The following is a 9,515-nucleotide window of genomic DNA, read 5'->3' on the forward strand; positions in this document are numbered from 1 at the left end:
TGTAAATGTCAATCCCAAAATGTATAATTTTTAGAATCTCAAAATGTACATTAATTAGAATTTAATTGTTACTACTTTTCTTTGATTCAAGCTGATCCATCTTATCCTTTAAACGATAAGAAGGACCAGTTATTTTTATTATTGTTGAATGGTGTATTAGCCTATCTAGAATTGCATTAGCAAGGGTTATATCTGAAAATACTTCTCCCCACTTGCTAAATGGTTGATTAGTCGTAATAATCGTTGAATTCTTTTCATATCTCTTATTTATTAGCTGAAATAGTAGATTTGCACCTTGCTTATCTATTGGTAAGTATCCTATTTCATCTATAATTAGCAGCTTATACTTAGAAAAGTGCTTTAACTTGGCTTCTAATCTATTCTCTGCATGAGCTTTGTTTAGTTGCATAATTAGATCATGGCAGGATATGAAATATGTTATATATCTTTTTTTAGCTGCTGCAATTCCTAGTGCAACAGCTAAATGGCTCTTTCCTACCCCAGAGGACCCATAAAAAAGTATATTTTCTTTGTTTTCTAGAAACCTTAAGCTCTCCAAATCTAACAATTGAGCTTTATTTAATGATGGTTGGAAATCAAAATCAAAATCTTCTAGTGTCTTTTCAAATGGGAAAGCAGATACTGCTATTTGAATCTTTGAAGCTCTATCATTTCTAAAATCTAATTCTTTTTCAGTCAAGTGTAATAATGCTTCCGTAAATGGAATTTGATTTTTAGTTATTTCCTCTATATAGTTAGGCAAGTAACTTCTAAATTTCTCTAACTTTAAAGTCTCTAGATTATTAAGTAGTTTTGTATAGCTTGTCATATTAATCACTCCTCAAGAAAAATATCCATACTCTTTAAGTTGTTTTCAATGAATTCCTCAATCCTTTCATCTGAATAATGCTTCAGAGCATCTGAACGAAGTATTTCTTTTACATGTTCTTTTTTGTAATGAAGAATTTTATCAGATATCCTATGACAAGCAATTAAATCTTTTGTATAATAGATATATATTTCAGAATCAATTTCTGAAATTGTTGTATATTTACCAATATATTTGGTAGGTACAGAGTATTTTTTCCCTTTATACCTGATCATAGATTCTTTGGATACCTTGTACTCTTTTTCGTGGTGGAAATATGATAGAAGCACATCCATTTTAGGTAAAGGGTTTAAATACTCTTTCTCTTTTTGAAATCGTAATAAAGGAACTTCATTAGTTGCTTGTGATATCTCATTATTTATCTCCATATTAAATGTATTTACTATTGCTTCTAACTCTTCAAATGTATCAAATTCTTCGTTGTAAGGGGTTAATCTATCTACTAACTTTGCCAAGGTCTCTACCTTACCTTTAGTCTCTGGTCTATATGGTCTACAGGTTATTATTTCAAATCCAGCATCTATTGAAAAGTACTTAAATTTTTGATTAATAGCTACATTTTTAAAGGTTGTCCTACTCCTGTCAACAACAGAGGACATATTATCGAATAATATTTCTTTAGGGACACCACCTAAGTATTTAAAACCATGGGTTAAACACTCAAATAACGTCTCCTGAGTTCTATCTGCAGTTAATTTTAAATATTTAAGTCTAGAGTATCCTAGTACCATTAGAAATATGTTAACTTCAAATATTTCACCATGTTTACTGAACATATTAATGCTTTCTTTCCAATCTACTTGAGCTTGTAACCCTGGGCTTGTATCAAATCTCAATGTGGCCTTTTTTATCTCAGACTTCTTATGATCTTTTACAAAGTTGTTAACTGTATGATAACCGCCAGTGTAACCTTTCTTTTGAATGAACTTATATACAGACATTGAGGTAGAACCATAGTTATCTACTTTATCTATGATAGTTTCCTTGAAATCGTCAATTTTACTCTTAAGATTTCTAGGTTTTCTAGTACCTGAACTAGGGTCGTTTAAATACCTATCAATTGTCCTTCTATCACAGTTAAATCTTCTAGCTAATTCACTCTTATTCAAGACATCAAAATCCTCCCCTATCAGTTTAATTTGGTTAAGTACATCTTTCCGCATAATATTACTCCTGTCATAGTTTTTTAGAAATATTATACAAGAAAAAATGTACAAATTTGTACATTTTGAGATTCTAATTTTTGTTCATATTCATTTTAACATTTACAGCATTTGGAGAAAGACTTCATACTTACACCATAGTAGATGCCATTAACGACAGAAATGTATTGCCTTTTAGAATAGATTTTATCAACACGATTAAGATGCCTGATTATCTTGATGATAAAAAAGTCTATAGCATAGACAAGGAAAAAGCTTTAGCCGACCCTCAGCGGGTTAGCGAGATTGTCTCTTATGTCATTGAGCACTTTGATCAGAAGACGAAGCGCAATAGCTTTTATGAACTCTCTGCAAAATGGGAAGAACCTGACAAGACAAATCCCAAAAGAATGTTAGAAAAGCGTGAATCAAGGCGTGTAGCAGGGTTTAATTCAATATTTGCCGCAGATTCCATTCCAATGGCAATCAAATACTATAATGAATTTAAGAAGCAGATAGCGGAAAAGAACCGTAACCTTATAGTCGCAACCATTTTCAGTTTTAGCGCCAATGCAGAAGAGCCAGAAGGACTTTTGCCTGATGAAGACTTTAATATAGAAAATCTTGACCAAAGCTATAGAGATTTTTTAGAATCAGCTATCAAGGACTACAATAAAATATTTAACACGAATTATGATACGTCTTCAGATAAGTTTCAAAATTACTATAAAGACCTCTCTCTTCGCGTAAAAAATAGAGAGATTGATATATTGATTGTTGTTAATATGTTCCTAACAGGATTTGATGCGACCACACTTAACACTCTTTGGGTAGATAAAAACTTAAGGCAGCATGGACTAATTCAAGCTTTTTCAAGAACAAACCGCATCTTAAACAGCGTCAAGACATATGGGAACATAGTTTGTTTCAGAGATTTAAAGGAAGAAACTGACAAGGCAATTGCCCTCTTTGGAAACAAAGATGCAGGCGGCATTGTACTGTTAAAGACATATGAAGAATACTATAACGGCTATGATGACAAAGGGGAGTATAAACCGGGCTACGCAGAGCTGATTTCAACTCTTACATCACAGTACCCGCTAGGACAGCCTATTGTAGGAGAAGAAGCAGAAAAAGAATTTATCAAGTTATATGGAGCGATTCTAAGGCTTAAGAATATACTTACATCCTTCGACGATTTTGAAGGAAACGAGATTTTATCCGAAAGGGATTTTCAGGACTATCAAAGCAATTATATTGACCTGTATCACAAATACAGAAAAAGAGATGATGGGGATAAAGAAATTATAAATGATGACATAGTCTTTGAGATTGAACTAGTCAAGCAGATAGAGGTAAATATTGACTACATCCTCATGCTTGTCGCCAAATATCAAGAATCCAACTGCAAGGATAAAACCATTCTCACGACTATTGACAAGGCTATCAATTCAAGTTTTGAACTTAGAAGCAAAAAAGAGCTTATCGAGCAGTTTATTGAACAAGTCAATGTATCGACAAAAGTGGAAGAGGATTGGCGAAAATTCATCGATGAGCGTAAAGAAGAAGAAATATCAACAATCATAGAAGAAGAAAAATTGAAACCTCAAGAAACCCGCCGCTTAATTGACAATGCTTTCAGAGATGGAGCGCTTAAAACAACCGGAACAGCTATTGATAAAATCATGCCGCCAGTATCTCGCTTTGGTGGAGGCAGAGCTGAGAAAAAGCAAGGGATAATCGAAAAGCTGATGATTCTATTTGACAAGTACTCTGGAATATAGAAAAAGTTGCCTTACCACAAACAGGGCAACGAGGGTAATTTTGCATCTGTTTAGAAACTGGACTATCGGGTGCGAATTGATGATCGCAGTTACGGCAGAGATATTTTTCATGAGCATATTTATCTCTGCCATAACGATAAAATGAATGATTATTGTTGTGCTTTGGACATTTTATTGATACAATTTCTTGCATGAGGACTTCATTCTTTCTGGGAGGTATTTGTTTTTATGCAAGAAAATTGTACCATAGAGAGTTTGGAGTCCTCAATTTTCATTTAAGTTTACAAAACGTATAAGTTATCAGAGGAGGTGATCTATGACCTCTATCTGTACAAATATTATCTCATAAGACTTATGAGATAGAAAAGAAAATATAGTTTTTAAACTATGACTTTATTATACGAGGGAGGCAACAATCATATGCTTATGCTTCTTTTCTCATTAGTATACTTTGTTGTTTTTCTTTTTAATTGATTTGGTTTTTAGAAACACATTAAGTTTATTCACTAATATTTTGGCTTTGGTTTGTTTGATAATTGCATTTATCATAAGCGTCGGAATGGCTGAGTATACCGTAAAAAAAAATAAAAAACAAATAATAATTTTTAAAGACTGTAAAATATTCTGTGTAGATTAAATAATTAAGGATGAAAGATGAATTTTATTACATAAAAACAACAAACTAAGTCATCAAAAGAAAAAACAAAATAGTCATTGTAGAAACACTGCTATTAGAGCCAATAGAGAATATCCTTTTTTTATAGTGTATTGATTACATTTTATAGATTTTAGGATCATTCTCTTTATTTTTTTATTTGACCAAAAATTATTTTACTCTATATCTCGCTGTCAATTCATAAACTTTATTAAATAAAATGTGTTAAAATATAATAAACCAGAAGGAGATGGTATAATGAAAGGAGACAACTCAATAGAGAACTTAAGAAAACATATAGAGAAATGCTCTAATATTGTATTTCTTGGAGGCGCTGGAGTGTCAACAGAAAGCAATATACCGGACTTCAGGTCTTCAAGTGGCTTATACAACAAGAAAAACTATAAATATCCTCCAGAATACATGTTAAGCCATACATTTTTTGTAAATCACACTGAAGAATTTTACGAATTTTATAAGCACAACATGATATATAAAGATGCGAAACCAAACAAAGCCCATATTGCACTTGCAAAGTTAGAGAAGATGGGGAAACTAAAAGCAGTGATAACTCAAAATATAGATGGTTTGCATCAAATGGCAGGCACTCAAAATGTCTTGGAACTTCATGGTTCAATACACCGAAACTATTGCATCGATTGCAATGAAAATTATTCCCTAGATTATATATTAGAATCTCAAGGTATACCAAGATGTGAAAAATGTGGGGGAATAGTTAGGCCAGATGTAGTATTATACGAAGAAACGCTGGATACTTTCGTATTAGAAAAAAGCGTAAACTTCATTCAAAATGCAAAAATGTTAATAGTTGGAGGAACTTCTTTAAATGTATATCCTGCTGCAGGGTTAATTAGCTACTTTAGGGGGTACCCATTGGTGCTGATCAATAAAGACGAAACCCCATATGACAACAGAGCAGATTTTATTTTTAGAGAAAAAATAGGAGAAGTATTATCAAAATTAATTTAGGTGATGCAATGGAAAAAGTAGTAGAGATGTTAAAAGAATTAATAGAAGAAGATAAACTCAGCAAAGCTATATTGAGCGATAAAGAAAAAAGAAGCAATGCTAATTACAACAAAGTAAACATAAAACCTGTGACAATAAAAGGGGTAAGAAAATATCAATTTGAGTATTTTATTGACAATAAAGTAGTACATGAAAACCTCAGTGTTGAAGATTCTATAAACAAGTTTATCGACTTATTGAGATTTGATTTTAGACAAGGACTTTTTAAGACTGTAAATGGAGAAATCCAATTAATAAAGTCAAGCGAGGATAAGTTTAAAGTAAAAAAAATAAATGACAAGTCATATGAAGTGAACAGAGAACACAACAGAGAAAAAAACTATATATTAAAAGACGGAGAGAAAATAGATTTTTTAATGCTCTTAGGGGTAATGGATTCGAATGGAAAAGTATATAAGAAGAAGTATGATAAATTTAAGCAAATAAATAAATTTCTTGAAATAGTAAATGATATTTTTGAAAACTTCGATGGCAAAGAGAAATTAAAAATCGTCGACTTTGGATGTGGAAAAAGCTACTTAACTTTTGCGCTTTATTATTATCTAACTCAAATTAAAAATGTAGAAGCGGATATAGTCGGTCTAGACTTGAAAGAGGATGTTATAAACTACTGCAATCAAGTCAAAGACAATTTAAAGTATGATGGACTTAAATTTATTTGCAGCGACATAAAAGACTATAAATTCGAAGGGGATTTGGATCTTGTCGTTACATTGCACGCTTGTGATATAGCTACTGACATTGCTTTGGTAAATGCTATAAAATGGAACACAAAAGTGATATTGTCTGTTCCGTGTTGTCAGCATGAGCTTTTTGATAAAATAGATAATCCTGATTTAACGCCAATGCTTAAACATGGAATTATAAAAGAGAGGCTGAATTCTCTTCTAACAGATAGTCTAAGAGGACTGTATCTTGAAAAATATGGCTATCAAGTAAACATGATAGAGTTTATCGACATGGAGCACACACCTAAAAATATAATGATTAGAGCGATAAATCGCAAAAAAGTAGTAGATAAAAACAAGACTGAGGAAATTAATGAATTTAAAAAAATATGGAATTTGGATAAAATATTCATTGATGAATATATTAAAAAAACTTTAAATATGGAGGAAAGTTAATGGAAAAAGAGCTGGTTTTAATAATTGATTTTGGGGGACAATACAATCAATTGATAGCGAGGAGAGTTAGAGATTTAAAGGTATATTGTGAAATAGTCCCTCATACTATAAGTATAGAGCGAATAAAAGAACTAAATCCTAAAGCTATTATATTTACTGGTGGACCTAATAGCGTATATGAAGAGAAATCTCCTAAAATAAGCCAAGAGATTTTCAATCTAGACATTCCTATCTTAGGTATTTGCTATGGGGCTCAATTAATAGCATATTCCTTAGGAGGAGAAGTAAAGAAAGCTTTAGCTAGAGAGTATGGAAAAGTGGAATTAGAGATCATTGCAGAATCAAAACTATATGAAAATATTAAAAAGAAATCTGTATGTTGGATGAGCCACACTGACTATGTAGAAAGCTTACCGGAAGGATTTGTTGTTACTGCTAAAACTGATAGCTGCAAAACTGCTTCTTTTGAAAACGCAGAAAAGAAAATATATGCTGTGCAATATCACCCTGAAGTGTTGCATACTGAAGAGGGAGAAAAAATAATATCTAATTTCCTTTACAATGTAGCAAAAGTAAATGGAACATGGGAAATGAGTGCTTTTACTGAAAGCAAAATAAAAGAATTAAGAGAAAAAATAGGGAATAAGAAAGTATTATGTGCACTTTCAGGTGGAGTAGATTCATCTGTGGCAAGTGTTTTAGTAAGTAAAGCTGTTGGAAATCAGTTGACATGCATATTTGTAGATCATGGATTACTAAGAAAGGATGAAGCTAAAGAAGTCGAAGAAGCAATTGCTAAAAACTATGAATTAAATTTTATCAAAGTAGATGCTAAGGATAGATTTTTACAGAAATTAAAGGGAATCATAGATCCAGAAACAAAAAGAAAGATCATTGGTGAAGAATTTATTAGAGTGTTTGAAGAAGAAGCTAAGAAAATAGGAGAAGTGGATTTTTTAGTACAAGGTACAATTTATCCAGATGTCATAGAAAGTGGTGTTGGCGACTCAGCAGTTATAAAAAGCCACCACAATGTAGGTGGATTGCCTGAAAATGTTGACTTTAAAGAAATAATAGAGCCACTAAGGGATCTTTTTAAAGATGAAGTAAGAAAAGTTGGGCTTGAATTAGGGCTACCTCATCACTTGGTATTTAGACAACCATTTCCAGGGCCAGGACTTGCAATAAGAGTTATTGGAGAAGTAACAGAAGAAAAATTGGAAATATTAAGAGAAGCGGATGCAATTTTCAGAGATGAAATAGTAAAGTCAGGTATAGAGTCTAATATCAACCAATACTTTGCAGTACTTACAAATATAAAAAGCGTTGGAGTAATGGGAGATGGAAGAACTTATGATTATACAATCGCCTTAAGAGCAGTTCAGACTATAGACTTTATGACTGCTGAATTTGCACAAATTCCATGGGAACTATTGGGGCATATTTCCTCTAGAATTGTAAATGAAGTAGATCATGTAAATAGAATAGTATATGATATCACTAATAAACCACCAGCAACTATCGAGTGGGAATAATTGAATATTAGCTTATATTGCTCACACTGGCAGGTAGTCTTTTGACTACCTGCCATTTTCACCATTATCTTAATTATCATTGTAATTTTTCTTCTTATCATAAGTCGATACCTTGAAAGAAACATCGTTTTATGATAAAATATGTCCAAACTACATTTCTGCGTTCATAAACAAAAACGATGAGGAGGAAAAATTATGACAAATGATTTACAGCCCTTTGCAGTATGGACTTTTATAACGGAATGCCCCGTCCCCAATGATGTTTCATCCCTGCTCGTTTCTGGCGAAACTCCCGTTTGTGCATATAAAACTATCCGAGATGTTGCCGTTTTTACAAATAAAAGCCTGATTGTTCGAGACGCCGAGGGCTTAACCGGCAAAAAAGTGGAAATGTACACACTTCCCTATTCATCCATCGTTATGTATTCTACAGAAAATGCTGGTAAAATCCTTGACTGGAATGCCGAAGTTGAAATGTGGACAAAAGCTGGCAAAATAAAGATCAATCTTCAAAAAGGCGTAGATATTCGTGCATTGGATAAAGTTCTTGCAACATATATTCTTGGTTAATTATACCCACCATTAATCAGTAATACGAATTATAATTTATCACCGCTGATAAGATTTTGATAAGCATCCATCGTATAGCTATGATAATATGGATAATCAAAATAATCAGAAGCGTAGGTGTAATATTACCTAAACAAAGTTGTTTAAGCCATAAGACCCTACAACGAGTGGGAGTAGATGCTGAATCGCTCGAAACTAACTTTTTAGCTAAGTTTTGAGCGATTTTTTTAGTTTGATTGCCATGGCATATGTTTAAAGTACAAGTCTAAATATTATATATCCATTCCACCATATCTCTTACCGTTTCCTCTATATCTCTAACTGTATAGTGAAATTCTTGTTTTGCTTTATCATTTGAAAAGAGGCTATTTCCTGACAAGGTGGTAAGGGAATATGATGTATATAGGGGTCTTTTATCTCGGATATGTGAATAAACACTGACAAAAGGAACAACTAACTTTGCACTCCAAATAGGTATAGCGGGGATAGGTTTACGATCGCAATATTTCCCGGCTATCTTCAGCAAATCTTTTAATTTGAGATTAGTGCCACTTAGTATATAACTCTGCCCACTTTTACCATATTCTGCTGCAAGGATACACCCTAAAGCTACATCTCGCACATCGACAAAATCATATCCACCAATTACACATGCAGGAAGTTTACCATGCATGTACTCAGAAATCATCTGAATTAGGTGATTTCCACCATCATCATATGGTCCAATAATTCCAGAAGGCAATACAATTACAGCATTTAATCCTTT

The 9,515-nt window shown here is 32.6% G+C and carries 8 protein-coding genes and 1 pseudogene; 5 read left to right on the forward strand and 4 right to left on the reverse strand.

Going from position 1 to position 9,515, the window contains the following annotated elements; genetic code table 11:
* Positions 1 to 61: 61 nt before the first annotated feature.
* Entirely contained in the window at positions 62 to 829 is a 768-nt protein-coding gene (gene istB / locus BO51_RS09520; protein WP_496484766.1) for an IS21-like element helper ATPase IstB, read from the reverse strand.
* A gap of 5 nt (positions 830 to 834) precedes the next feature.
* Entirely contained in the window at positions 835 to 2,052 is a 1,218-nt protein-coding gene (gene istA, locus BO51_RS09525) for an IS21 family transposase (RefSeq protein WP_074366709.1), read from the reverse strand.
* Between the two features lie 80 nt (positions 2,053 to 2,132).
* Here istA and BO51_RS09530 point away from each other — a divergent pair, with 80 nt between their 5' ends.
* Complete coding sequence (locus tag BO51_RS09530; protein WP_496486144.1) at positions 2,133 to 3,815, forward strand: type I restriction endonuclease subunit R, EcoR124 family; 1,683 nt, start codon at positions 2,133 to 2,135, stop codon at positions 3,813 to 3,815.
* Between the two features lies 1 nt (position 3,816).
* On the opposite strand, the pseudogene BO51_RS09535 reads toward BO51_RS09530, so the two are convergent.
* A pseudogene (locus BO51_RS09535) lies at positions 3,817 to 4,008 on the reverse strand (IS1 family transposase); the annotation flags it as partial.
* 720 nt (positions 4,009 to 4,728) lie between these two features.
* On the opposite strand from BO51_RS09535, the gene BO51_RS09540 reads away from it, so the two are divergent.
* From BO51_RS09540 to BO51_RS09555, 4 genes are all read left to right on the forward strand, one after another.
* Positions 4,729 to 5,460 carry an NAD-dependent protein deacylase gene (locus BO51_RS09540; RefSeq protein WP_496486146.1) on the forward strand — a complete coding sequence of 244 codons (732 nt, stop codon included), beginning with the start codon at positions 4,729 to 4,731 and terminating at the stop codon, positions 5,458 to 5,460.
* Positions 5,461 to 5,468: 8 nt separating this feature from the next.
* Entirely contained in the window at positions 5,469 to 6,644 is a 1,176-nt protein-coding gene (locus tag BO51_RS09545; protein ID WP_496486148.1) for a class I SAM-dependent methyltransferase, read from the forward strand.
* A complete protein-coding gene (guaA, locus tag BO51_RS09550) occupies positions 6,644 to 8,179 on the forward strand; it encodes a glutamine-hydrolyzing GMP synthase (protein ID WP_496486150.1) in 1,536 nt (511 codons plus the stop codon). Before BO51_RS09545 ends, guaA begins: the two co-directional genes overlap by 1 nt.
* Positions 8,180 to 8,374: 195 nt before the next feature.
* Positions 8,375 to 8,749, forward strand: coding sequence for a PH domain-containing protein (locus BO51_RS09555; RefSeq protein WP_496486151.1), 375 nt, complete (start codon positions 8,375 to 8,377; stop codon positions 8,747 to 8,749).
* Between the two features lie 265 nt (positions 8,750 to 9,014).
* Here BO51_RS09555 and BO51_RS09560 read toward each other — a convergent pair.
* A partial coding sequence (locus BO51_RS09560; RefSeq protein ID WP_496486153.1) for an NAD-dependent epimerase/dehydratase family protein occupies positions 9,015 to 9,515 on the reverse strand: 501 nt, incomplete at its 5' end.

The sequence above is a fragment of the Soehngenia saccharolytica DSM 12858 genome, assembly GCF_059568515.1.